15 protein-coding genes, 2 tRNA genes and 2 pseudogenes are annotated in these 23,936 nt (G+C 68.6%); 16 read left to right on the top strand and 3 right to left on the bottom strand.

The features are described from left to right. Window positions 1-25: 25 nt before the first annotated feature. The 9 genes from nuoN (at window position 26) to pnp (ending at window position 11,311) form a co-directional block, all read left to right on the top strand. Window positions 26-1,501, top strand: a complete 1,476-nt coding sequence (gene nuoN, locus PG878_RS13990; RefSeq protein ID WP_209031853.1) for an NADH-quinone oxidoreductase subunit NuoN — start codon at window positions 26-28, stop codon at window positions 1,499-1,501. A gap of 208 nt (window positions 1,502-1,709) precedes the next feature. Continuing rightward, window positions 1,710-1,786 (top strand) — tRNA-Met (locus tag PG878_RS13985). Between the two features lie 206 nt (window positions 1,787-1,992). Further along, the gene (rimP, locus tag PG878_RS13980; RefSeq protein ID WP_010343020.1) at window positions 1,993-2,598 is read left to right on the top strand and encodes a ribosome maturation factor RimP; all 606 of its coding nucleotides are present in this window, start codon (window positions 1,993-1,995) and stop codon (window positions 2,596-2,598) included. Beyond that, a complete protein-coding gene (gene nusA / locus PG878_RS13975; protein WP_010343021.1) occupies window positions 2,595-4,106 on the top strand; it encodes a transcription termination factor NusA in 1,512 nt (503 codons plus the stop codon). Before rimP ends, nusA begins: the two co-directional genes overlap by 4 nt. A gap of 95 nt (window positions 4,107-4,201) precedes the next feature. After that, on the top strand, window positions 4,202-6,910 hold the full coding sequence (infB, locus tag PG878_RS13970) for a translation initiation factor IF-2 (RefSeq protein WP_209031852.1): 2,709 nt from the start codon (window positions 4,202-4,204) through the stop codon (window positions 6,908-6,910). A gap of 113 nt (window positions 6,911-7,023) precedes the next feature. After that, window positions 7,024-7,437 carry a 30S ribosome-binding factor RbfA gene (rbfA, locus tag PG878_RS13965; RefSeq protein ID WP_209031851.1) on the top strand — a complete coding sequence of 138 codons (414 nt, stop codon included), beginning with the start codon at window positions 7,024-7,026 and terminating at the stop codon, window positions 7,435-7,437. A gap of 209 nt (window positions 7,438-7,646) precedes the next feature. Next, window positions 7,647-8,573, top strand: coding sequence for a tRNA pseudouridine(55) synthase TruB (gene truB, locus PG878_RS13960; RefSeq protein ID WP_209031850.1), 927 nt, complete (start codon window positions 7,647-7,649; stop codon window positions 8,571-8,573). Window positions 8,574-8,777: 204 nt separating this feature from the next. Then, a complete protein-coding gene (gene rpsO, locus PG878_RS13955) occupies window positions 8,778-9,038 on the top strand; it encodes a 30S ribosomal protein S15 (protein WP_003467392.1) in 261 nt (86 codons plus the stop codon). A gap of 164 nt (window positions 9,039-9,202) precedes the next feature. Then, window positions 9,203-11,311: a polyribonucleotide nucleotidyltransferase gene (pnp, locus tag PG878_RS13950; RefSeq protein WP_209031849.1), complete on the top strand. Its 2,109-nt coding sequence runs from the start codon at window positions 9,203-9,205 to the stop codon at window positions 11,309-11,311. A gap of 361 nt (window positions 11,312-11,672) precedes the next feature. Here the strand turns inward: pnp and PG878_RS13945 are convergent, their stop codons facing one another. Continuing rightward, complete coding sequence (locus tag PG878_RS13945; protein ID WP_209031848.1) at window positions 11,673-13,016, bottom strand: sensor domain-containing phosphodiesterase; 1,344 nt, start codon at window positions 13,014-13,016, stop codon at window positions 11,673-11,675. Window positions 13,017-13,124: 108 nt separating this feature from the next. Next, on the bottom strand, window positions 13,125-13,445 hold the full coding sequence (locus tag PG878_RS13940; RefSeq protein WP_209031847.1) for a DUF3175 domain-containing protein: 321 nt from the start codon (window positions 13,443-13,445) through the stop codon (window positions 13,125-13,127). A gap of 543 nt (window positions 13,446-13,988) precedes the next feature. Here PG878_RS13940 and PG878_RS13935 point away from each other — a divergent pair. The 6 genes and pseudogenes from PG878_RS13935 to PG878_RS13915 all read left to right on the top strand — a co-directional run bounded on the left by PG878_RS13935 (window position 13,989) and on the right by PG878_RS13915 (window position 22,997). Next, window positions 13,989-18,332 (top strand): DEAD/DEAH box helicase, encoded by a 4,344-nt coding sequence (locus PG878_RS13935; RefSeq protein WP_209031846.1) that lies wholly within the window; start codon window positions 13,989-13,991, stop codon window positions 18,330-18,332. 434 nt (window positions 18,333-18,766) lie between these two features. Next, window positions 18,767-20,434, top strand: coding sequence for a methyl-accepting chemotaxis protein (locus PG878_RS13930; protein WP_209031845.1), 1,668 nt, complete (start codon window positions 18,767-18,769; stop codon window positions 20,432-20,434). Window positions 20,435-20,514: 80 nt separating this feature from the next. Next, window positions 20,515-21,000 (top strand): annotated as a pseudogene (locus tag PG878_RS20855) (CHASE3 domain-containing protein); the annotation flags it as partial. 279 nt (window positions 21,001-21,279) lie between these two features. Then, window positions 21,280-22,197 (top strand): annotated as a pseudogene (locus tag PG878_RS20850) (methyl-accepting chemotaxis protein); the annotation flags it as partial. 11 nt (window positions 22,198-22,208) lie between these two features. Beyond that, complete coding sequence (locus PG878_RS13920) at window positions 22,209-22,730, top strand: chemotaxis protein CheW (RefSeq protein WP_209031843.1); 522 nt, start codon at window positions 22,209-22,211, stop codon at window positions 22,728-22,730. 84 nt (window positions 22,731-22,814) lie between these two features. Continuing rightward, on the top strand, window positions 22,815-22,997 hold the full coding sequence (locus PG878_RS13915; RefSeq protein ID WP_209031842.1) for a hypothetical protein: 183 nt from the start codon (window positions 22,815-22,817) through the stop codon (window positions 22,995-22,997). A gap of 188 nt (window positions 22,998-23,185) precedes the next feature. On the opposite strand, the gene PG878_RS13910 is transcribed toward PG878_RS13915, so the two are convergent. Next, a tRNA-Ala gene (locus PG878_RS13910) sits at window positions 23,186-23,261 on the bottom strand. A gap of 237 nt (window positions 23,262-23,498) precedes the next feature. Between PG878_RS13910 and PG878_RS13905 the strand changes: the two genes are divergently transcribed. After that, window positions 23,499-23,903, top strand: a complete 405-nt coding sequence (locus PG878_RS13905) for an H-NS histone family protein (protein WP_010344215.1) — start codon at window positions 23,499-23,501, stop codon at window positions 23,901-23,903. Window positions 23,904-23,936 lie beyond the last annotated feature (33 nt).

Genomic DNA, 23,936 nt, shown 5'->3' with positions numbered 1-23,936 from the left:
GCGTATTGATTCCAGAGATTTGATGATGACCACCCCTGCGCTGCTGCCTCTGACCACCGTCGACCTGCCGCCCCTGCTGCCCGAGCTGGTGCTGACCGCCGGTGCCTTCTTCCTGCTGATGCTCGATCTGTTCATCAGCGAGCGCAACAAGGCCTGGACCCACATCGTGTCGGTGGCGATCCTGGTCGCGGTGTTCGCGATGCTGCTGGCCGGCGTGGGCGGGCAGGGCGAGGTGTTCCAGGGCATGTTCGTGCGCGACGCCGCCGCCGACGTGATGAAGACGGTGATCGTGGGCCTCAGCGCGCTGACCCTGATCTACGGCTGGAGCTACCTGCGCGAGCGCAAGCTGTACCAGGGCGAGATCCCGGTGCTGGTGCTGTTCGCCACGGTCGGCATGATGATCCTGGTCTCGGCCGGCAGCCTGCTGATGGTCTACCTGGGTCTGGAACTGCTGGCGCTGTGCTCCTACGCGCTGGTCGCTTCCAATCGCGACAACGGCATGGCCACCGAAGCGGCGATGAAGTACATCGTGCTCGGCTCGCTGGCCTCCGGTCTGCTGCTGTACGGCATGTCGTTGATCTACGGCGCCACCGGCACGCTGAGCCTGAGCGGCATCCACGAGGCGATCGGCAACGGCCGCGAGCACATGCTGCTGCTGACCGGCACCGTGTTCATGATCGCCGGCGTCGCCTTCAAGCTCGGCGCGGCGCCGTTCCACATGTGGCTGCCGGACGTCTATCAGGGCGCCCCGGCGCCGATCGCGCTGTTCATCAGCTCGGCCTCCAAGCTGGCCGCGTTCGGCATGGCCTACCGCCTGCTGGAAGTGGGCGTGGGCCCGCTGGCGGCGCAGTGGCACTGGGTGATCGGCGGCCTGGCGGCATTGTCGCTGGTGGTCGGCAACCTGATGGCGGTGGCGCAGAGCAACCTCAAGCGCATGCTGGCGTACTCCACGGTCTCGCATATCGGCTTCCTGCTGCTCGGCGTGGCCGGCGGCGGCGAGCGCGGTTACGCGGCGGCGCTGTTCTACGCGATCTGCTATGCAGTGATGTCCACTGCCTCGTTCGGCGCGATCATCGCGCTGTCGCGCAAGGGCTTCGAGGCAGAGAACATCGACGACTTCAAGGGCCTGAACGCGCGCAACCCGTGGATGGCGCTGCTGGTGCTGTGCATCATGGCCTCGCTGGCCGGCGTGCCGCCGTTCCTGGGCTTCTGGGCCAAGCTGGCGGTGCTGGGCGCGGTGGTCGCGGTGCCCGACCAGAACCTGTGGTGGACCGGCCTGGCGGTGCTGTCGGTGCTGTGCGCGGTGATCGGTGCGTTCTACTACCTGCGCGTGATCAAGGTGATGTATTTCGACGAACCGGTCGGCACGCCGCTGCCGGTCAACGACGACCGCGTGCTGGGCGTGGCGCTGGGCGTCAACGCGCTGGGCCTGCTGGCCTTCGGCCTGGCCTGGAGCCCGCTGATGGCGTGGTGCCAGCGCGCCTTCGCGCACCTGGCCTGATCGCGAAATACGCGGAGTTTCCGCTGTTTTCCGCCAACGCCGCCGCAAGGCGGCGTTGGCGTTTTTGCATTCGGCGATGCGATTGGTGTTTCGTTTTCCATCGCGTGCGGTTATCATGGCGTCCTTCGAACGGCAGCGTCGCTACCGCATCGAGATGAAAATCAGGGCTTGCAATCGACGCACTGATTCTTCATAATTCCGCTTCTGCTGCGGGGTGGAGCAGTCTGGCAGCTCGTCGGGCTCATAACCCGAAGGTCGCAGGTTCAAATCCTGCCCCCGCTACCATCTTTGTCTGCAGCGGCAACCAGTGCATCGGTTGTCTGCCGCAGGGAAGTTTGGGCTTCGCGATGACGCATGTTCCCGTCGTCGCAACCGGAATCCAGCGTGACCGGAGTTTTACCGGACAAGGGGCCCAGAGGGCCCTTTGTCGTTTCCGGGGTCCGGGAAATGCACGCAATCGACTTTTCAACTTTTCAGATGCAAGGCAGGCTGTGAGCGACAAGGCAAACGAAATCGCGACTCTGCTGGGCCCGACCGTGGACGCGTTGGGCCTTGAACTGCTGGGCGCGGAATACCTGCCGGCCCCCGGCGGCGCCACTCTGCGCCTGTACATCGACGTGCCGCTGGCCGAACAGCCCGAGCGCGTGGTCAACATCGACGACTGCGAGCGGGTCAGCCGCGAGGTCTCGGCGCAACTGGACGTGGAAGACCCGATCAGCGGCAACTACACGCTGGAAGTGTCCTCGCCGGGCGTGGACCGGCCGCTGTTCAGTGCCGAACAGTTTTCCCGTCACCTGGGCGAATCGGCCAAGGTGGTGCTGAAGCTGCCGCAGCAGGGCCGTCGTCGTCTGCAGGGGCGCATCGTGCAGGCCGACGCCGCTGCCGGCCGCATCACCTTCGAGGTCGACGGCGCCGAACTGGCGGTGGACTTCGACAACATCGACAAGGCGCGGATCATGCCCGACTGGGCGGCGCTGGGTCTGGCGCCGACCAAGCCGGGCAAGGGCCCGAAGCCGGCCGGCAAGAACGCAAAATCCAATAAGAAACCATCCAACGAACCGGCGGCCGACGAGGCTGCGCGCGGAGCGAAAGAATGAGCAAGGAACTGTTGCTGGTAGTCGACGCGGTGGCCAACGAGAAGGGCGTGCCGCGCGAAGTGATCTTCGACGCGATCGAGGCCGCCTTGGCGTCGGCGGCGAAGAAGCGCTACCCCGACCAGGACGTGCTGACGCGCGTCACCATCGACCACAAGGACGGCACCTACGAGACCTTCCGCCGCTGGGAAGTAGTGGCCGACGACGTGGTGATGGAGTCGCCGGACCGGCAGATCCGCCTGATGGACGCGGTCGACGAGGCCGAGGGCGTGGACGTCGGCGACTACATCGAAGAGCAGATCGAGAATCCGGACTTCGGCCGCATCGCCGCGCAGGCCGCCAAGCAGGTGATCGTGCAGCGCGTGCGCGAGGCCGAGCGCCAGCAGGTGGTGGACGCGTGGAAGGATCGCGTCGGCGAACTGGTCACCGGCGTGGTCAAGCGCGCCGAGCGCGGCAACATCTACGTGGACCTGGGCGGCAACGCCGAGGCCTTCATCCCCAAGGACAAGGGCATTCCGCGCGACGTGCTGCGCGCCGGCGACCGCGTGCGCGGTTACCTGGCCGAGGTGCGTTCGGAGCCGCGCGGCCCGCAGCTGTTCATCAGCCGCGCCGCGCCGGAATTCATGATCGAGCTGTTCAAGCTGGAAGTGCCGGAAGTGGGCCAGGGCCTGGTCGAGATCAAGGCCTGCGCGCGCGATCCGGGCGACCGCGCCAAGATCGCGGTGCTGGCGCACGACACCCGCACCGATCCGATCGGCGCCTGCATCGGCATGCGCGGGTCGCGCGTGCAGGCGGTGTCCAACGAACTCAACGGCGAGCGCGTGGACATCGTGCTGTGGAACGACAATCCGGCCAACTTCGTCATCAACGCGATGGCGCCGGCCGAGGTGCAGTCGATCATCGTCGATGAAGAGAAGCACTCGATGGACCTGGCGGTGGCGGAAGACCGCCTGGCCCAGGCGATCGGCAAGGGCGGCCAGAACGTGCGTCTGGCCAGCCGCCTGACCGGCTGGCAGCTCAACGTGATGACCGCCGAGCAGGTCGCGGCCAAGTCCGAGGCCGAGCAGGCCGTGGCCCGCCAGCTGTTCATGGACAAGCTGGAAGTGGACGAGGAGATCGCCGCGATCCTGGTCGCCGAGGGCTTCAACTCGGTCGAGGAAATCGCCTACGTGCCGGTCGGCGAGCTGCTGGCGGTGGAAGGCTTCGACGAGGACATCGTCGAGGAACTGCGCGCCCGTGCCCGCGACGCGCTGCTCAACGAGGCGCTGGCCGCCGAGGAGAGCGACGACGACGGCGTGCCGGCGGCGGACCTGCTGTCGCTGCCGGGCATGGACGAGGGCACCGCCTACGCGTTGGCCAGCCATGGCGTGCGCACCAGCGAGGACCTGTCGGATCTGGCTGCCGACGAAATCCTCGAGTTCGGCATCGAGGACCTGGACAAGGACCGTGCCGCGGCCCTGATCCTGGCCGCCCGCGCCGAGGAGATCGCCCGCCTGGAGCGCGGCGAATGAGTCAGCGATGAATGCCGCCCTGACCCGATCAGGGCTTAGAATCCGCGCTACCTTCGCACGCGGCGAGGGGGCGCCAACCAGATCATAGGATCCGAATGTCGCAGCAAACCACCATCCGCAAGCTGGCCGAACTGGTGAACACGCCGGTCGAGAAACTGCTGGTTCAACTGGCCGACGCCGGGATGAAGTTCAGCGGTCCCGACCAGGTCGTCACCAGCACCGAAAAGATGAAGCTGCTGGGCTTCCTGCGCCGTACCCACGGCAAGACCGACAAGCCGGTCGAGGAAGAGGCCCAGGCGGCGCCGAAGAAGATCACCCTGAACCGGCGCAAGCTGCAGGAAGTGACGGTCAGCGCCGGGCGCAGCAAGACCACGGTCAACGTCGAGGTCCGGCAGAAGCGCACCTACGTGAAGTCGGCCGAGGATCTGGCCGCCGAGCGTGCGGCGCCGTCCGCGGGCGGACGGGTGGACGACGAGCGCGCCGAGATCCTGCGCAAGCTGGAGGAATCCAAGCAGCGCAATCTGGCCGAGCAGCAGAAGCTCGCCGAGCAGGACCGTGCGCGCGCCGAGGAAATCGAGCGCAAGCGCAAGGCCGAGCAGGAAGCGCGCGAGCGCGCCGAGGCCGAGCAACGTGCGGCCCAGGCCGCGCTGGACGCCGAGTCGGCACCGCCGGCCGCGGCCCCGTCCGCGCCTGCCGCCGACCGTAACGCCGCCGCTGCGCCGCGCGCGCCGCGCCCGCCGATGGCGCCGCGTCCGGCCGGTGCCGCGCATCCGGCCAAGCCGGCGGCGCCGCGCAGCGACGATCGCAACAACGCCGCCAACAAGCACAAGACCCGCGGCTCGCACGTGATGGTCGCCGGGGTCGAGGACGACGACAGCACCAGCCGCTTCGCCGGCCAGTTGCACCTGTCCGCGGCCGATCGCGCGCGCCGTTCCAACGTGCGCGGCAAGCCGCGCGGCGGCAGCCACAGCGGCGGCCGTCGCCAGGCCGAACCGTCGCGCAGCGGCGGCGGCGCGCACGGCTTCGAACGTCCGACCGCACCGGTGGTGCGTGAAGTGGCGATCGGCGACACCATCACCGTGGCCGACCTGGCGCAGAAGCTCGCGCTGAAGGGCGGCGACGTGGTGAAGGCACTGTTCAAGATGGGCGTGATGGCCACCATCACCCAGTCCATCGACCACGACACCGCCGCGCTGGTGACCGAAGAACTCGGCCACAAGCCGGTGCGAGCGGGCAGTGCCGACGCCGAGGACGCGCTGCTGGCGCACACCGAGGACGCGCAGGGCGAGAAGCTGCCGCGGCCGCCGGTGGTCACCATCATGGGCCACGTCGACCACGGCAAGACCTCGCTGCTGGACTACATCCGCCGCACCAAGGTCGCCTCGGGCGAAGCCGGCGGCATCACCCAGCACATCGGCGCCTACCACGTCGAAACCGATCGCGGCGTCATCAGCTTCCTGGATACCCCGGGCCATGCCGCGTTCACCTCGATGCGCGCGCGCGGCGCCAAGCTCACCGACATCGTGGTGCTGGTGGTCGCGGCCGACGACGGCGTGATGCCGCAGACGGTCGAGGCGGTCAAGCATGCGAAGGCGGCCGGCGTGCCGCTGATCGTGGCGGTCAACAAGATCGACAAGTCCGGCGCCGATCCGCTGCGGGTCAAGAACGAGCTGCTGGCGCAGGACGTGGTCGCCGAAGAATTCGGCGGCGACACCCAGTTCGTCGAACTCTCGGCCAAGACCGGCCAGGGCATCGACGTGCTGCTGGACGCGATCTCGCTGCAGGCCGAAGTGCTGGAACTGCGGGCGGTGGCCGAAGGCCGCGCCAGCGGCGTGGTGATCGAGTCCTCGCTGGACAAGGGCCGCGGCCCGGTGGCGACGGTGCTGGTGCAGCAGGGCGCGCTGAAGAAGGGCGACTACCTGGTGTGCGGCATCCAGTACGGCCGCGTGCGTGCGCTGTTCGACGAGACCGGCAAGCAGCCCGATTCGGCGGGTCCGTCGATCCCGGTGCAGGTGCTGGGTCTGTCCGGCGTGCCGGATGCCGGCGACGACTTCGTGGTCGTCGACGACGAGCGCCTGGCCAAGGACGTGGCGCAGCAGCGCGAGACCAAGCGCCGCGAATCGCGCCTGGTGTCCTCGGCGGGCAGCCGCATGGAAGACATCATGTCGCAGCTCGGCAAGGGCGAAGGCCAGCTGTCGCTGAACCTGGTGATCAAGGCCGACGTGCAGGGTTCGGTGGAAGCGCTGAAGCAGTCGCTGACCGCGCTGTCCAACGAGCAAATCCGCATCAACGTGATCCACTCCGGCGTGGGCGGCATCACCGAGTCCGATGCGAATTCGGCGCTGGCGTCCAAGGCCACGGTGATCGGCTTCAACGTGCGTGCCGATGCCTCGGCGCGGCGCATCATCGAGACCAACGGCATCGACCTGCGGTACTTCTCGATCATCTACGACGTGATCGACCAGGTGAAGCAGGTGGCGTCCGGCCTGCTGGGCGTGGAGATCCGCGAAGAGATCATCGGTATCGCCCAGGTGCGCGACGTGTTCCGCAGCTCCAAGTTCGGCGCCGTCGCCGGCTGCATGGTCGTGGAGGGCGTGGTCAAGCGCAACAAGCCGATCCGCGTGCTGCGCGACAACACCGTGGTGTTCGAGGGCGAGCTGGAATCGCTGCGTCGCTTCAAGGAGAACGTCGACGAAGTGCGCAACGGCACCGAGTGCGGTATCGGCGTGAAGGCCTACAACGACGTCAAGGCCGGCGACCAGATCGAGTGCTTCGAGCGCATCGAAGTGCAGCGTACGCTGTAAGAGCCGGGATTCGGGAATCGGGATTGGGGAATGGGAAGAGCGGGGCGCTGCAGGCGCGTCGCTCGTCCCAGACCCTTCCCGGTTTCTTTGTTCCGAACAGAGAGATTTTCGCTATGCCCACCAAATCCTTTCACCGTACCGATCGCGTGTCCGCGCAGATCCGGCGCGACCTCGGCACGATCGTGCATGCGGCCGTGCGCGATCACGGGCTGCCGTCGGTCAGCGTGTCCGATGTCGAGGTCACCCGCGATCTGGCCCATGCCAAGGTGTTCGTCACCGCGCTGATGCAGGAGCGCTCGGCCGAGGCGGTCAAGGGCCTGAAGGAACTGGCGCCGCAGTTGCGCAGCGAGCTGGCGCGGGTGATGAAGCTGCGCCACGTGCCCGAACTGCATTTCCACTACGACGATTCGGTCGATCGCGGCGAGCGCATCGACAATCTGCTGCGCGACATGCCGGAACTGCAGCAGGAGCAGGACGACGACGGCCATGCGGCCGACGACGGCGAAGCTGCGCCGCGCAAGGACTGAGCCCTCCGCCGACGCCTCGGCATCGGCGCCACTGTTCGAACGCTGGCGGTCGCGTCCGCCTCGCGGCCATGATCGCGGCGCTCCCTCATTCGTACCGCGCTCCGCTGTTTCGCGTGCCTGCGCGTTCTGCCTGTGTCGGCCGCAAGCATTGCGCCGCCGCAGGATTCGCCAATCCCGAATCCCCGATCCCGAATCCCCGCCCTGACCCCATGCCCGTCTTCGGCCCGCGCCTGCCCCGTATCGTCTTCCGTCGCCTCGACGGCATCGTGCTGCTGGACAAGCCGATCGGCATGAGTTCCAACGCGGCGCTGCAGGCGGCGCGGCGGCTGTTCCGTGCGGAGAAGGGCGGTCACACCGGCAGCCTGGATCCGCTCGCGACCGGCCTGCTGCCGCTGTGTTTCGGCGAGGCGACCAAGTTGGCCGGGTTGCTGCTCGGCTCGGCCAAGGCCTACGAAGCGGAGGTCGTGCTCGGCGTCACCACCGACAGCGACGATGCCGAGGGCGCGGTGCTGCGCACCCGCCCGGTGCCGCCGCTGGACGCGGCCGCCCTGGAGGCGGCGCTGGCACCGCTGCGCGGGCGCATCCGCCAGCGCGCGCCGATCTACTCCGCACTCAAGCAGGGCGGCGAGCCGCTGTACCTCAAGGCGCGCCGCGGCGAGGCGATCGAAGCACCCGAGCGCGAGGTCGAGGTGCATGCGATCGACGTGCTCGCCCATGCCGGCGACCGCCTGCGCCTGCACGTGACCTGCGGGTCCGGCACCTACATCCGCAGCCTGGCCCGCGACCTGGGCGAGGCGTTGGGCTGCGGTGCGCATATCGCCGCGCTGCGGCGGCTGTGGGTGGAACCGTTCCGCAACCCGCAGATGGTCACCCTGGAGCACCTGCAGCACCTGGCCGCGCAGGATCCGGCGGCGCTGGAGGCGCTGGTGCTGCCGCTGGCCGCCGGCCTGGCCGATTTCCCGCCGGTGCGCCTGGAGCCTGCTGCGGCGCAGCGTTTCCGCATGGGCCAGCGCCTGCGCGATCCTGCCTGGGCGCCCGGCCTGGCCGCGGTGTTCGACGCCGACGGCGTCCCGCTGGGCCTGGGTCAGGTCGATGCGAGCGGGCTGCTGGCGCCGCAGCGCATGTTCAATCCGTGACCGCGATGCGGTCGCGCCGGGTGTTGCCTGACTGTCGTTCAGTCATGACGCTGTCTTAACACCTTGTTCCCCCGGGCCGGGGCCGGTACAATTCCGCGGCCTTTCCGGCACGCTGCGCTCCGGCGCAATCCTTCGCAATCGGCGAGCCAGGCGGTGCGTCCTCTGCACGTTCCTGCCGGCCACGCATCTCAGAGAAAAAACCTCATGTCCATCGACACCCAGAAAGTCATCGAAGAAAACAAGCGCGGCGCTGCCGACACCGGTTCGCCGGAAGTGCAGGTCGCCCTGCTGACCGCCCGCATCGAGCTGCTGACCGGCCACTTCAAGACCCACAAGAAGGATCACCACAGCCGCCGCGGCCTGCTGCAGATGGTCAACCGCCGCCGCAGCCTGCTCGACTATCTGAAGAAGAAGGATGGCGAGCGCTACAAGGCGCTGATCGAGAAGCTCGGCCTGCGTCGCTGAGTCAACGAACCCCACCGCGGCGCAGCGATGCGCCGCGGTTTTGTTTTGGGTAGTACCGTGGCCCGGGGATCGCTCCGCGCCACCGGCCGGATCCTCCCGGCCACCCGCCAGCGGCATGGGCCGTCAGCGGTCCATTTGCAGACAGCATCATCCAAGGAAACCCCGTGGCAAAAATCACCAAAACCTTCCAGTACGGCAAGCACACCGTCACCCTCGAAACCGGCGAGATCGCCCGCCAGGCCGGCGGTGCCGTCATCGTCAAGATGGACGACACCGTACTGCTGGTCACCGCCGTCGCCGCCAAGAGCGCGCGCGAAGGTCAGGACTTCTTCCCGCTGACGGTCGACTATCAGGAGAAGTTCTACGCCGGCGGCCGCATCCCCGGCGGCTTCTTCAAGCGCGAGGGCCGTGCGACCGAGAAGGAGACGCTGATTTCGCGTCTGATCGACCGTCCGATCCGTCCGCTGTTCCCGGAGGATTACAAGAACGAAGTGCAGATCATCGCCACGGTGATGTCGATGAACCCGGACATCGACGGCGACATCGCCGCGCTGATCGGCGCCTCGGCCGCCCTGTCGCTGGCCGGCACCCCGTTCAAGGGCCCGATCGGCGCCGCCAAGGTCGGCTACAAGAATGGTGAGTACATCCTCAACCCGACCGTGTCGGACCTGAAGGATTCGCAGCTGGAGCTGGTCGTCGCCGGTACCGCCAACGCGGTGCTGATGGTCGAGTCCGAAGCCGCGCTGCTGTCGGAAGAAGTGATGCTGGGCGCGGTCACCTTCGGCCACCGCGAGATGCAGAAGGTCATCAACGCGATCAACGAGCTGACCGTCGAAGCCGGCACCAAGCCGTCCGACTGGGTCGCCCCGTCCAAGAACGACGCCATGATCGCCGCGCTGAAGGAAGCCGTCGGCGAGCAGCTGGCCGCCGCGTTCCAGGTGCGCGACAAGCTGCAGCGCCGCGACGCCATCGCCGCGATCAAGAAGGACGTGCTGGCGCAGTTGGCGCCGCGCGCCACCGCCGAGAACTGGGTCGCCGCCGACCTGGCCAAGGAATTCGGCGAGCTGGAATACCAGACCATGCGCGGTTCGGTGCTGAGCACCAAGGTGCGCATCGACGGCCGTGCGCTGGACACCGTGCGTCCGATCAGCGTGCAGGCCGGCGTGCTGCCGCGTACCCACGGCTCGGCGCTGTTCACCCGCGGCGAGACCCAGGCGATCGTGGTCACCACGCTGGGCACCGCCCGCGACGGCCAGGTGATCGACGCGGTCTCCGGCGAGTACAAGGAAAACTTCCTGTTCCACTACAACTTCCCTCCGTACTCGGTGGGCGAGTGCGGCCGCTTCGGCGCGCCCAAGCGCCGCGAGATCGGCCACGGCCGCCTCGCCAAGCGCGGCGTGCTGGCGGTGATGCCGACCATGGAAGAGTTCCCGTACACCATCCGCGTGGTCTCGGAAATCACCGAATCCAACGGTTCCTCGTCGATGGCCTCGGTCTGCGGCTCGTCGCTGGCGCTGATGGACGCCGGCGTGCCGGTGAAGGCGCCGGTGGCCGGTATCGCCATGGGCCTGGTGAAGGAAGGCAACAACTTCGTGGTGCTGTCGGACATCCTGGGCGATGAAGATCACCTGGGCGACATGGACTTCAAGGTCGCCGGTACCGCCGACGGCGTGTCCGCGCTGCAGATGGACATCAAGATCGAAGGCATCACCGAAGAGATCATGAAGCAGGCCCTGGCCCAGGCGAAGGCCGGCCGTCTGCACATCCTCGGCGAGATGTCCAAGGCGCTGACCACCCCGCGTGCGGAGCTGAGCGACTACGCGCCGCGCCTGCTGACGATCAAGATCCACCCGGACAAGATCCGCGAAGTGATCGGCAAGGGCGGTTCGACCATCCAGGCGATCACCAAGGAAACCGGCACCCAGATCGACATCCAGGACGACGGCACCATCGTCATCGCCTCGGTCAACGCGATCGCCGCGCAGGCCGCCAAGTCGCGCATCGAGCAGATCACCTCGGACGTCGAGCCGGGCCGCATCTACGAAGGCAAGGTCGCCAAGATCATGGACTTCGGCGCGTTCGTGACCATCCTGCCGGGCAAGGACGGCCTGGTGCACGTCTCGCAGATCTCCAGCGAGCGCGTGGAGAAGGTCGGCGACAAGCTGAAGGAAGGCGACGTGGTCAAGGTCAAGGTGCTGGAAGTCGACAAGCAGGGCCGCATCCGCCTGTCGATGAAGGCCGTGGAAGAAGGCGAGGGCGCGTCGGCCGAATAAGCCGCACGCTGCCAGCGTCGTTCCAGGAAAAAGCGGGCCTTCGGCCCGCTTTTTTCTTGCCTGGCGTTTGCGCAGCCGCGACGGGGCGTCAACGGTGACGCCCCGTCGCGGCTGACGTCGCTCCTGCACGGGATGATGGAGCGCTTGGCAGTGACTTGGTCGAGCCAGTCGCCGATCGCTGGAGCGCGTTTCCATATGCACCGGCAACGGCCCAGGGTCGGCGAGGGTGTCGCGCTGCCCGTAGCGCAAGCTTTCGTAGGAGCGGCTTCAGCCGCGACCAGGCCGGCATGACGATCTATGGCAATGCCTTGTCGGGGATGATGCCGAACCGGGACCAGCGCCGCGCCCGCGGTGGACGTTCTCAGCCGCTGCCGTCGTCGATCGCCGGATACCGTGCCAGGTGCGCCGACAGCGGCCCGGGGTGGGCGAGCTGGTAGCCCTGGCCGTAGCGCATGCCCAGCGCCTGCAGCGTCGCCAGTTCGCTCTCGGTCTCGATGCCTTCGACGACCACGTCGGCATTGGTTTCGGCGGCGAAGGACAGGATCGCCAGTGCCAGCCGCTGCCGGCGCGGCTCGGCGTCGATGCCGCGGGTCAGGGTCAGGTCCAGCTTGATGATGTCCGGCGCCAGGTGCAGCAGGTGGCGCAGGCTGGCGAAGCCGGTACCGGCGTCGTCGAGGGCGATGCGCAGGCCCTGCCGCTGCAGCAGGCCGATGTGTTCGGACAGGCGCGGATAGTCCGGCGCCTGCAATTGCTCGGTGATCTCCAGCACGATCCGCGACAGGTCGTGGCCGTGCAGCAGTGCCTGCAACTGCGGATGCAGCAGCGTCTGTGCGGACACGTTGATCGCCAGGTACAGCGGCGCCGGCAACTGCGCCAGCAACTCCAATGCCTTGTGCGCGGCGGCCAGTTCCAGATCCAGCGCCAGCCCGACCCGGCTGGCGTCGTCGAACCAGCGCAGCGGCGGCAGCGCCGGATTGGCCGGAAAGCGCGACAGCGCCTCCACGCCGACGATGCGTTGCGAGGCAAGCGCCAGCACCGGCTGGGTCACGATCTGCAGGCGCGCGCCGGCGATGGTCTCGCGGATGCGGGTGGCGATCGCCGCCTTTTCGCGGAAGGCATGCTTCTCCACGTCCTGGCGGCGCGCGATGTCGGTCTGCAACGCGGCGCGGTCCATCGCCAGCGCCAGCGTCGCCCCGACCAGGGTCGCCAGCAGTTCTAGCGTGCGCACGTCCTGCGCGCTGTAGGCGTTGGGTTGCGGCGCCAGTACCTTGAGCACGCCGATGCTGCGGTCGCCGTAGCGCAGCGGCACCACCAGCATCGAGCGCAGGCCGATGCGGCGGCAGGCCTCGCGGTCGACGCGTGGATCGATTTCCGAATCGTCGCAGCGCAATACCTGGCCGCTGCGCATGCACAGGCCGGACAGGCTGCCGTTGCTGGGCAGGCGCAGGCCGAGGTGGCGTTCGGCGACGCCGCTGGCCGACCAGTACAGCATGTCGCTGCCGTCGCACATCTCCACCACCGCGCCGTTGGAGCGGGTCAGCTCCTGTGCGCGATGGGTGACCACATCGACCACCTGCAGCGGATCGCCGCCGGCCGCGGCGATTTCGCCCTGCGCCAGGATGATGCGCGACAGCAGCGCCGCGTCGTCCTGCGCCGCGGCGGCAGTGTGCTGGATGAGATCCGAAATGTCGGATGCCTTGGCCATGTCCGCATCATGTGGCAGTGCGTTGGAGGACGGCAATCGGGCGGCGCGCGCCTCGCGCAGGCAGCGTGCGGAACTGCTCGCTGCATCACGCTGCGCGCGTGCCTCCGCTCAATCGCTGGCGCCATCCTTGCGCGGCTTGCCGTACAGGCTGCGCAACTCGTCCTTGGCCTGCTCCAGGATCTTGCGGCGCGGCTCCGGCAACTGATCGCCGGCGCGATTGATGTAGAAGGTCAGCATCGACATGGCCGAGCGATACGGACCGGTGCGGCGGCGCGCGTGCAGGTCGGCCGACTGCTTGAGCGCGCGTGCGATCGCGGCCGGGTCGTTGCCTTCGAACACGTTCGGCGCGACGCCAAGCGACGGTTGCGCGTCGCTGCTGCGGCGCTGGCTGAGGTCGTTGCTGGAGAGGGACTGGCTGCTCTGTGCCATTGTGATGCTCCTTGGCGATGGCGGGTGGAGAGGTAAAGCGCATGCGCGATCCTGCAGTGCAGGACCAATGGCGGATGCCGCCGCCATCGCCGCCGTACGCCGCAAGGCGACGACAGATCGACATCGAAGGGAGACGGAAGCGGAGGCGACGCGAACACGCGCCGCCGCGATCACGTGTGCGGGGCGTGGAGCGTCCCGCGCGCGTGATGGGCGATGCCGTTGTTCGTTGGTGTTGCCGTGCCGCATTTCCGTTCCCAGAAGCGAAGCTCGTGCGTGATGCGCAAACGCTAGGCCGGGATACGTGATGCCGTCGACAACATAACCGCGCTATGCGGAGCGAGTGGTAGACATTATGTCGTTCGATGAACGCTTAATAGAAAAGCCCGTAAAAACAGCGCTCGCGTGTGAATGCGCTTGATTGCCCAGATAACGTCACCATTTTCATTGCCGAGCCGCTGGCGCGAGACAATCGCGTGGACAATATGCATCGATGGCATCGTCGGTGCGTCGCGCATGCGTTGCGGCGGTGGCCCAGGAGATCGCATGTCGTTGGCGCAAACGCGCTTCCATCCCGCCGTGGCACGCTGGTTCGAGCAGCGTTTCGCTGCGCCCACGCCGGCGCAGGAACAGGCGTGGCCGGCGATCCAGGCGGGGCGGCATACGCTCGTGGCTGCGCCGACCGGCTCCGGCAAGACCTTGACGGCGTTTCTGGCCGCGCTGGACGCGCTGGTGCGCGAAGGCCTGCGTGAAGGCGGCCTGCCCGACCGCACTCAGGTGCTGTACGTGTCCCCACTGAAAGCGCTTTCAAACGATATCCAGCTCAATCTCGAGGCGCCGTTGCAGGGCATCCGCGACGCACTGGCGGCGCTGGGGTTGCCGGATGTGCAGATCCGTACGGCGGTGCGCACCGGCGACACGCCGCAGCGCGAGCGTGCGCAGGCGCGGCGGCGCCCACCGCACGTGCTGGTGACCACGCCGGAGTCGCTGTACGTGCTGCTCGGCTCGGTGTCCGGGCGCGAGACGCTGCGCCACGTGCGCACGGTGATCGTCGACGAGATCCATGCGCTGGCGGCGAACAAGCGCGGCAGCCACCTGGCGCTGTCGTTGCAGCGCCTGCAGCAGCTGTGCGAGGTGCCGCCGCTGCGCATCGGCCTGTCGGCGACGCAGAAGCCGATCGAGGCGGTCGCGCGCTTCCTGGTCGGCAGCGCTGCGGTGCACGACGGCGTTGCCGACTGCGCCATCGTCGACGTCGGCTATGCGCGCGCCCGCGACCTGGCACTGGAGGTGCCGCCGACGCCGCTCAGCGTGACCATGTCCGCCGACCAGTGGCAGCAGGTGTACACGCGACTGGCCGAACTGGTGCGCGCGCACCGCACCACCCTGGTGTTCGTCAACACCCGACGCATGGCCGAGCGCACCGCGCGGCACCTCGGCGAGCTGCTCGGCACGCAGGCGGTGGCGGCGCATCACGGCAGCCTGGCGCGCGAGACGCGGCTGCTCGCCGAGCGCCGGCTCAAGGCCGGCGACCTGCAGGTGTTGGTGGCCACGGCATCGTTGGAACTGGGTCTGGACATCGGCGACGTCGACCTGGTCTGCCAGCTCGGCTCGCCGCGTTCCATCGCCGCGTTCCTGCAGCGCGCCGGCCGCTCCGGGCATGCGGTGGGCGGCACGCCCAAGGCGCGGCTGTTCCCGCAGTCGCGCGACGACCTGGTCGAGTGCGCGGCCCTGCTGGATTGCGTGCGCCGCGGCGAACTGGATGCGCTGCGCATGCTCGATGCGCCGCTGGACGTGCTCGCCCAGCAGCTCGTCGCCGAGGTCGCCTGCCAGGAGTGGGAAGAAGACGCGCTGTACGCGCTGGTGCGTGGCGCCTGGCCGTATGCGGCGCTGCCGCGCGCGCAGTTCGACGCGGTGCTGCGCATGCTCTGCGAAGGTTTCAGCACGCGGCTGGGGCCGCGCGCCGGCTACCTGCATCGCGATGCGGTGCATCGCCGCGTGCGCCAGCGCCGCGGTGCGCGGATGGCCGCGCTCACTTCCGGTGGCACCATTCCCGAGACCGGCGACTACAGCGTGGTGCTGGAGCCGCAGGCGCAGACCATCGGCACGGTCAACGAGGATTTCGCGGTGGAGAGCCTCGGCGGCGATGTGTTCCAGCTCGGCAACGCCAGCTACCGCATCCTGCGCGTGGAAGCGGGAAAGGTGCGGGTGGAGGACGCGCGCGGTGCGCCGCCCAACATCCCGTTCTGGATGGGGGAAGCGCCCGGGCGCAGCGACGCGCTGTCGCTGGGCGTGTCGCGGCTGCGCACCGAGGTCGAACAGGCGCTGGAGCAGGGCGGGGCGGCGCAGGCGCTGCAGTGGCTGTGCGGCCCGCTGGCGCTGGACGCGGCCGCCGCGCAGCAGGTCGTCGATTACCTGGGCCGCGCGCATGCGGCGCTGGGCGCCTTGCCGACCCAGCAGTGCATCGTGCTGGAACGCTTCTTCGACGCCACCGGCGGCACCCAGCTGGTGATCCACAGCGTCTACGGCAGCCGCATCAACCGCGCCTGGGGCCTGGCCCTGCGCAAGCGTTTCTGCCGCACCTTCAATTTCGAACTGCAGGCGGCTGCGACCGAGGACGCGATCGTGCTGTCGCTGTCGACCCGGCACAGTTTCGCCCTGGACGAGGTGGCGCGTTACCTGCGCGCCGCCTCGGCGCTGGACGTGCTGGTGCAGGCGCTGCTGGACGCGCCGCTGTTCGGCGTGCGCTGGCGCTGGAACGCGACCAACGCGCTGGCATTGCCGCGCTTCACCGGCGGCCGCAAGGTCGCACCGCAACTGCAGCGGATGAAGTCCGAGGATCTGCTGGCCACGGTGTTCCCGGACCAGGTGGCCTGCGCGGAGAACCTGGTTGGCGAGCGCGAGATTCCCGAGCATCCGCTGGTGGCGCAGACCCTGCGCGATTGCCTGGATGGGGCGATGGACAGCGCTGGCTGGCTGCAGCTGCTGCGCGGCATCGAGGCCGGCGACGTGCGCGTGCTGGCGCGCGAACTGACCGCGCCATCGCCGCTGGCGGCCGAGGCCCTGGAGGCGCGGCCCTATGCCTTCCTCGACGACGCACCGCTGGAAGAACGACGGACCCAGGCGGTGCAGAGCCGCCGCTATCAGGATCCGGACAGCGCCGACGATCTCGGCCAGTTGGACCCGCAGGCGATCGCCGCGGTGCGCGAGGAGGCCTGGCCGCAGCCGCGCAGCCGCGACGAGATGCACGAAGCGCTGCTCACGCTCGGCGTGCTGAGCGCGGACGAGGCCGCCACGCAGCCGCAGTGGCGGCAGTGGCTGGAAGAATTGGCCGCCGACGCGCGCGCCACCTGCCTGCACGGCGTGGACGGCGCCGCGGCGGCGCTGTGGGTGGCGGCCGAGGCGCTGGCGGCGGTGGCGCCGCTGTACCCGCAGGCCAGCGCGCAGCCGCCCATCGCCGTGCCCGAGGGCTATGCGGTTGCCGACTGGGACCGCGACAGCGCGGTACGCGAACTGCTGCGCTGGCGCCTGGCGGGGCTGGGGCCGGTCACCGCGCTCGCGCTGGCGGCGCCGCTGCACCTGCCGTTGCGCGAGGTGCAGGCGGGGCTGCTGGCGCTGCAGCAGGACGGCTATGTGCTGGGCGGGCGCTTCAGCGCCGACGCCGATGGCGAGCAATGGTGCGAGCGCCACCTGCTGGCACGCATCCACCGCTATACCCTCGGCCGCCTGCGCCGCGAGATCGAACCGGTGGCGCCGCGCGACTACGCGCGTTTCCTGTTCCGCTGGCAGCATCTGGATGCGGAAGGGCAGGTCGCCGGCGCCGAGGCGCTGGCGGCGGTGCTGGCGCAACTGGAGGGCGTGGAGGCCGCGGCGCCGCTGTGGGAGGCGGAGCTGTTGCCGGCGCGGCTGCGCGACTATCGCCCGGCGTGGCTGGACGAGGCCTGCAGCGCCGGGCGCACGCTGTGGACGCGGCTGCGCCCCGGTGCCGGTGGTGCGGCGCCGACCCTGCGCAGCACGCCGATCCTGCTGCTGCCGCGGCGTAGCGCCGGCCACTGGTCGCGGCTGTCGCCAGCGCCGGAAGCCGGTGCGCTGGGATCGCGCGCGCGCAAGGTCGCCGACCATCTCGAGGCGCACGGCGCCTCGTTCTTCGACGAGATCGCCGAGGCCACGCGCCTGCTGTCCACCGAACTGGAGGCGGCGCTGGCCGAACTGGTCGCCGCCGGCCGAGTCCATTGCGACAGCTACGCCGGCCTGCGCGCCCTGCTGGTGCCGCCGTCGAAGCGTCCCTCGGCGCTGTCGCGGCGGCGGCCGCGCATGGCGCTGTATGGCGGCATCCAGGACGCCGGACGCTGGGCGGTGCTGCGTGCCGACACCGAGGCCGACGACCCGGCCGCACGCGGCGAGGCGGTCGAGCACGTCGCGCGGACCCTGCTGCGCCGCTACGGCGTGGTCTGCTGGCGCCTGCTCGAGCGCGAGGCGGCGTGGCTGCCGCCGTGGCGCGAACTGCTGCGCGTCTACCATCGGCTGGAGGCGCGCGGCGAGATCCGCGGTGGGCGCTTCATCGACGGCCTGTCCGGCGAGCAGTTCGCCCTGCCCGAGGCGATCGGCCTGCTGCGGCAACTCCGCCGCCAGCCCGGCGACGGCAGCTGGCTGTGCGTGGCCGCCGCCGATCCGGCCAATCTGCTCGGCAGCGTGCTGCCCGGTACGCGGGTGCCGCGGGTAGCGGGCGCGCGCGTGCTGTACCGCGACGGCGTGCCGATGGCGAGCTGGGTCGGCGAGCGCTTCGAGCCGCTGCAGGACATGGCGGCCGAGGAGCAGGCGCATGCGCAGCGGCTGTTGCGCGGCGGCACTGCGGCGGAACGACGCATGCGCGTGGCACCGTCGATGGTGTGAAGGCGGTGCGTGGTGCCCGCCCTCCGCGACAGCGCTTGTGACATATCGGCGCTGCTTTCACATTCTGTCTACAAATTAAAGGGGTTGGTATCCCACTTCGGCCTCTGTGCAAAACCGGGGAAATCTGCCGTTGCAGAACAAGTGCGACATCGGCGCCGTGCGACCCGCGCCTTCTCTCCCGTGCGTCGAGGGCCACGGCGCAATGACCTTTGCGCATTCACGAATGTCGCGAAACCGCCTGCGTTATGCGGGATTCTGCAGTTTTCGCCCGATTTAAAGGCGCTCTCAATCGCGCCGATAGCCCTCACGCATGACGTTGCAGCGCAGCGTTGCTCTCGCGACGCAGCGAGTGGCACCGCTCCGCGAGGCGCCGCGACACGCCGCCGGATGCATCGCCCGGCGCAGGCGGACACACACAAATCGGGGTACACACCATGTTGGGCAATATGAAAATCGGGGTCAGGCTGACGGCGGCATTCCTGATCGTGGCAGCGATCGGCGCCTGCATCGGCTGGGTCGGCATCCGCAACTCGGGCCGGATCAACGACTACGCCACGGTGCTGTACGAGCGCGAGCTGCTGGGCCTGTCGCATCTGAAAGAGGCCAACATCAATCTGATCAACGCCGGCCGCTCGCGCGCCAACCTGCAGTTGGCCAGCACGGCGGAAGACCGCGCCAAGCAGGTCGCCAGCCTCGACAAGTACACCACCAAGGTGGTCGAGCACATGGACAAGGCCAGGGCGTCGTTCGACGACCCGGATACGCTGGCCAAGCTGGCCCGCTTCGATCAGGTGTGGAAGACCTACCTGGAGCGACGTGGCCAGTTCGTCGACTCGGTGATGCGCGAGCCGCTGCCGGAAGGCAACGCGCAGCTCGCGGAACTGTCCAAGAGCGTGCGCAGCAGCTCCGACGAACTGGACGCGCTGATGTCGGAGCTGAGCGAGATCAAGGAAGCAAATGCGTCCAAGGCCAACGACGCCACCGACGAGATCTACGCCAGCAGCACCCGCACCATGCTCGCCATCGTGATCGGCGGCGTGCTGCTCGGCGTGGGCCTGGGCGTGTTCATCAGCCGCAGCGTGACCCGGCCGATCGGCAAGGCGGTCAGCGTGGCCAATGCGCTGTCCGAGGGCGACCTGAGCATGTCGATCGATGTGCGCGGCCGCGACGAGACCGCGCAGTTGCTGCTGGCGATGCAGCGCATGGTCGAGAAACTGCAGCAGGTGGTGGGCGAGGTCAACGCCAGTGCGCAGAGCCTGGCCGGCGCGTCGGAGGAAGTCAGCGCCACCGCGCAGTCGCTGAGCCAGGCCTCGACCGAGCAGGCCGCCAGTGTGGAAGAAACCAGCGCCTCGCTGGAGCAGATGACCGCCTCGATCGCGCAGAACACCGACAACGCCAAGGTGACCGACGGCATGGCCGCGCAGGCGGCCCGCGAGACCCTGGAAGGTGGCGAGGCGGTGGTGGCCACGGTGGCGGCGATGAAGCAGATCGCGCACAAGATCGGCATCATCGACGACATCGCCTACCAGACCAACCTGTTGGCGTTGAATGCGGCGATCGAGGCCGCGCGCGCCGGCGAGCACGGCAAGGGCTTTGCCGTGGTCGCCGCGGAAGTGCGCAAGCTGGCCGAGCGCAGCCAGGTCGCCGCGCAGGAGATCGGCGAGGTCGCCGGTTCCAGCGTGGAACTGGCCGAGCGCGCCGGGCAATTGCTGGAGACCATCGTACCGAGCATCAAGAAGACCTCGGACCTGGTGCAGGAAATCGCTGCCGCCTCGCAGGAGCAGTCCTCCGGCGTCACCCAGATCAACGTGGCGGTGGTGCAGCTGAGCCAGATCACCCAGCAGAACGCCACCGCTTCCGAAGAGCTGGCCGCCACCGCCGAATCGATGAGCACGCAGGCCGTGCAGTTGCAGGAAAGCATGGCCTTCTTCCAGTTGTCCGCCGCCGCGCGCCGCGCCGCACAGCCGCTGGACGAAAGCGAAGCGTCGTTACCGCTGCGCGCGGCCGGTTCGCGCTGGGCGCCGCGTGCCACCTCCGCTGCCGCGCGCCGTCCCGGTGCAGGCAATCGCGACCGCAGCGAAGCGCTGCTGGGTCGCGCCTGATCCATTCCCTGGCGGCGCCGTCGCGCCGCCAGTTCCGTGTCGCTGTCGTTGTCACAACTGCCCATTGTCGGGAGAGTGCCGTGCTGAAGAATCTCAAGATCGCCACCAAACTCTACGGCGGTTTCGCCGTGGTCCTGTGCATCCTGCTGGCGTTGGCCGGCGTGGCCTACTTCAACGTGTCCGCGTTGTCGCAGGCCAATTACTGGAACACCCACACCTACAAGGTGATCGCCGAAGTCGATGCTGCGCTCAGCAGCCTGGTCAACATCGAGACCGGCACGCGCGGCTTCTCGCTGACCGGCGAGGACGCGTTCCTGCAACCCTACCGCGACGGCGTCGCCAGCTTCGACAGCCACCTGCGCACCGCGCAGGAACTGACCGCGGACAATCCCAAGCAGCAGGAACGTCTGAACGCGCTGAAGCAGACCCAGGCGCAATGGCTCAGCCAGGCGGTGCATCCGCAGATCGCGCTGCGCAAGAACGTCAACCAGGGCCAGGCGACGATGGAGGCCTTGGCCGCCTCGGTGCGCGCTTCCAAGGGCAAGGCCTACATGGACGCGATGCGCGACCGCATGGCCGAAGTGCGCCGCGCCGAGAGCGAGTTGCTGGCCGTGCGCGCGGCCGAGGCCGAGCAACTGCAGCAGCGCACCAACCTCACCCTGATCGTTGGCAGCCTGATCGCGGCGCTGTGCGCGTCGGCGATCGGTTTCCTGATCGCGCGGTCGCTGATGAGCGAACTCGGCGGCGAGCCGAGCACGGTGATGGAAGTGGCCTCGCGGATCGCCCGCGGCGATCTCACCGTGCAGGTGCCGACCCGCCCCAACGACAGCACCAGCGCGATGGTGGCGCTGCAGACGATGGTCGAGCGCCTGGCGGAGGTGGTGGGCGATGTCAACGCCAGTGCGCAGTCGCTGGCCGGTTCGTCCGAGGAAGTCAGCGCCACCGCGCAGTCGCTGAGCCAGGCCGCCACCGAGCAGGCCTCCGGCGTGGAGGAAACCAGTGCGTCGCTGGAGCAGATGACCGCGTCCATCGCGCAGAACACCGACAACGCCAAGGTCACCGAGGGCATGTCGGCGCAGGCGGCCAAGGAAGCGGTGGAGGGCGGCGAAGCGGTGCTGGCCTCGACCCATGCGATGAAGCAGATCGCGCAGAAGATCGGCATCATCGACGACATCGCCTACCAGACCAACCTGCTGGCGTTGAACGCGGCGATCGAGGCCGCGCGTGCCGGCGAGCACGGCAAGGGCTTCGCGGTGGTGGCGGCGGAAGTGCGCAAGCTGGCCGAGCGCAGCCAGGTCGCCGCGCAGGAGATCGGCGAAGTCGCCGCCAGCAGCGTGGGCCTGGCCGATCGCGCCGGCAACCTGCTCGGCACCATCGTGCCCAGCATCAAGAAGACCTCGGATCTGGTGCAGGAGATCGCCTCGGCCTCGCAGGAGCAGTCCTCCGGCGTCACCCAGATCAACCTGGCGGTGTCCCAGCTCAGCCAGGCCACGCAGCAGAATGCGGCGGCCTCAGAGCAACTGGCGGCGACCGCCGAGCAGATGAGCACCCAGGCCGAATCGTTGCAGCAGGCGATGGGATTCTTCCGCCTCAACCGCGAACAGGACCTGGCCGCGCCCCGCCGCGCTGCGCCGGTGACGCCCAGGCCGGCCGCCACCCGGCCGCTGCGCAACGCCGGCAAGGGTCTGCGCCCGCGCGCGCGGCCGGTTCCGGCCTACGCGCTGGCGGATGCGCCGGACGAAGGCCAGTTCGTCAACTTCTGAAGGGGAACACCATGCACAACGATCGTTACGAGCACGCGGCCGCGGACACGCCGCATGGCGGCTGGCAGTTCCTGACCTTCCAACTGGATCGCGAACTGTTCGGACTCAATATCGCCGGCATCCACGAGATCATCGAGTACCGCACGCCGACCCCGGTGCCGACCATGCCGGCCTGCGTGCGCGGGGTGATCAACCTGCGCGGCGCGGTGGTGCCGGTGGTGGACCTGCAGTCGCGGCTCGGCCGCGCGCCCAGCCAGGTCACCCGGCGCAGCTGTATCGTCATCGCCACCGCCGCCACCGACGAGGCCGGTGGCGCGCAGTCCTTCGGCCTGCTGGTGGACGCGGTCAACGAGGTGCTGGAACTGCAGCCGCAGCAGATCGAAGCGCCGCCGAGCTTCGGCAGCGATATCCGCCGCGACCTGCTGCAGGGCATGGGCAAGCTGGAGGATCGGCTGGTGATCCTGCTGGACCGCGCGCGGCTGCTGCGCAGCGACGACATCGCAGAGGCCGGCGCGCCGGCGCTGGCGGCGTGATGCCGGGCATGCCGTGATCCATGCATCACGGCGGCCTCGCTAGGGTGGCCTGAAACGGGCATCCGCCCCAGCGAGGTGCAGACCATGGCAAAAGACGAAACCACCCAGTCCGGCAAGCAGCAGGGCATCCACGAGGGCCAGCAGGACCGTGCCCAGGACGACACCGCCAAGCAACGGCCCGGCCTGGAAGACCAGAAGCTGCGCGAGGCGCACGAGCGCGGCCCGCGTTCCGGCCAGGACGAGGCGGGGCAGGGCGAGCAGGACTGAGCGATGTGGCGGCGGGAGCGCGTTGCTCCCGCTTCCCGTCCGTCCAGGACGAAGGCCCGGGATTCCCGGTCGCGCAACACGCCCGACGTCGCGCGATCGAACGCCTCCAGGCGCACGATCGGCCAACAAAAAAGGCCAGAGAGCCTGGTGGCTGTCTGACCTCGTTTGCACCGTCGAAGACGGCAAGATGGTGGAGCGGAAGGGGATCGAACCCTCGACCTTCGCATTGCGAACGCGACGCTCTCCCAGCTGAGCTACCGCCCCACATCAGACGCGTAGTGTAACTGGGCACGGGGCCGCGTGCCAAGGGGGGCACCGCAACATCCGCGGCGCCGGGGTGGTTGACGGGTCGGGCGCCATCGCAAACGCGCTCAGCATGCTGTCTACAGCGCTCGCATGGAGTCGATATACTCGGCGGCCGAAATCTCCCGCAGTGATTTCGTTCCGGACGGAATATACCGTCCGCCTCATACCTTTTCCTTAAAGACAGGTCTTTTACACATGACGGAAGTTCGCAACTTGCAACAGATCGCCGAAGCCAAGGCCAAGCTGCAGGAAGAAATGCGCAAGCTGGAAGAGCAGGAGCGGCAGGCGCGCGAGGGCGAAACCAATGCGGCGCACGCCAACGTGCTGTCGCTGCTGGAACAGTTCGCCGAGTTCTTCAGCGCCAAGCAGCGCAACGAGATCGCCGCCTACGTGACCAGCGCGGCGCCCAAGCCGGCCAGCAGCAAGTCCGCCGGTGGCCGCAGCGAGGTCAAGCCGAAGTACCAGTTGCCGCATACCGGCGAAACCTGGTCCGGCCGCGGCCGCACCCCCAAGGCGTTCGCCGCCTGGGAAGGCACCGCCGCCTACAACGAATGGAAGGCGCGCCATCCGGATCTGAAGTTCCCGCTCTTCAAGTATTGAGCGAACGAAAAAAAGCCAGGATTTCCTGGCCTT

The organism is Xanthomonas hawaiiensis (assembly GCF_031834635.1).
GTDB lineage: Bacteria > Pseudomonadota > Gammaproteobacteria > Xanthomonadales > Xanthomonadaceae > Xanthomonas_A > Xanthomonas_A sacchari.
This window is presented reverse-complemented; position numbering and strand designations above follow the sequence as displayed.

Excerpts from the sequence above, each read along its gene's own strand:
- rpsO (WP_003467392.1), top strand. The coding sequence starts at position 8,778 with ATGTCCATCGACACCCAGAAAGTCATCGAAGAAAACAAGCGCGGCGCT.
- nusA (WP_010343021.1), top strand. The coding sequence starts at position 2,595 with ATGAGCAAGGAACTGTTGCTGGTAGTCGACGCGGTGGCCAACGAGAAG.
- infB (WP_209031852.1), top strand. The coding sequence starts at position 4,202 with ATGTCGCAGCAAACCACCATCCGCAAGCTGGCCGAACTGGTGAACACG.
- PG878_RS13940 (WP_209031847.1), bottom strand. The coding sequence starts at position 13,445 with ATGGCACAGAGCAGCCAGTCCCTCTCCAGCAACGACCTCAGCCAGCGC.
- rbfA (WP_209031851.1), top strand. The coding sequence starts at position 7,024 with ATGCCCACCAAATCCTTTCACCGTACCGATCGCGTGTCCGCGCAGATC.
- nuoN (WP_209031853.1), top strand. The coding sequence starts at position 26 with ATGACCACCCCTGCGCTGCTGCCTCTGACCACCGTCGACCTGCCGCCC.
- PG878_RS13945 (WP_209031848.1), bottom strand. The coding sequence starts at position 13,016 with ATGGCCAAGGCATCCGACATTTCGGATCTCATCCAGCACACTGCCGCC.
- PG878_RS13920 (WP_209031843.1), top strand. The coding sequence starts at position 22,209 with ATGCACAACGATCGTTACGAGCACGCGGCCGCGGACACGCCGCATGGC.
- PG878_RS13935 (WP_209031846.1), top strand. The coding sequence starts at position 13,989 with ATGTCGTTGGCGCAAACGCGCTTCCATCCCGCCGTGGCACGCTGGTTC.
- truB (WP_209031850.1), top strand. The coding sequence starts at position 7,647 with ATGCCCGTCTTCGGCCCGCGCCTGCCCCGTATCGTCTTCCGTCGCCTC.
- PG878_RS13915 (WP_209031842.1), top strand. The coding sequence starts at position 22,815 with ATGGCAAAAGACGAAACCACCCAGTCCGGCAAGCAGCAGGGCATCCAC.
- PG878_RS13930 (WP_209031845.1), top strand. The coding sequence starts at position 18,767 with ATGTTGGGCAATATGAAAATCGGGGTCAGGCTGACGGCGGCATTCCTG.
- PG878_RS13905 (WP_010344215.1), top strand. The coding sequence starts at position 23,499 with ATGACGGAAGTTCGCAACTTGCAACAGATCGCCGAAGCCAAGGCCAAG.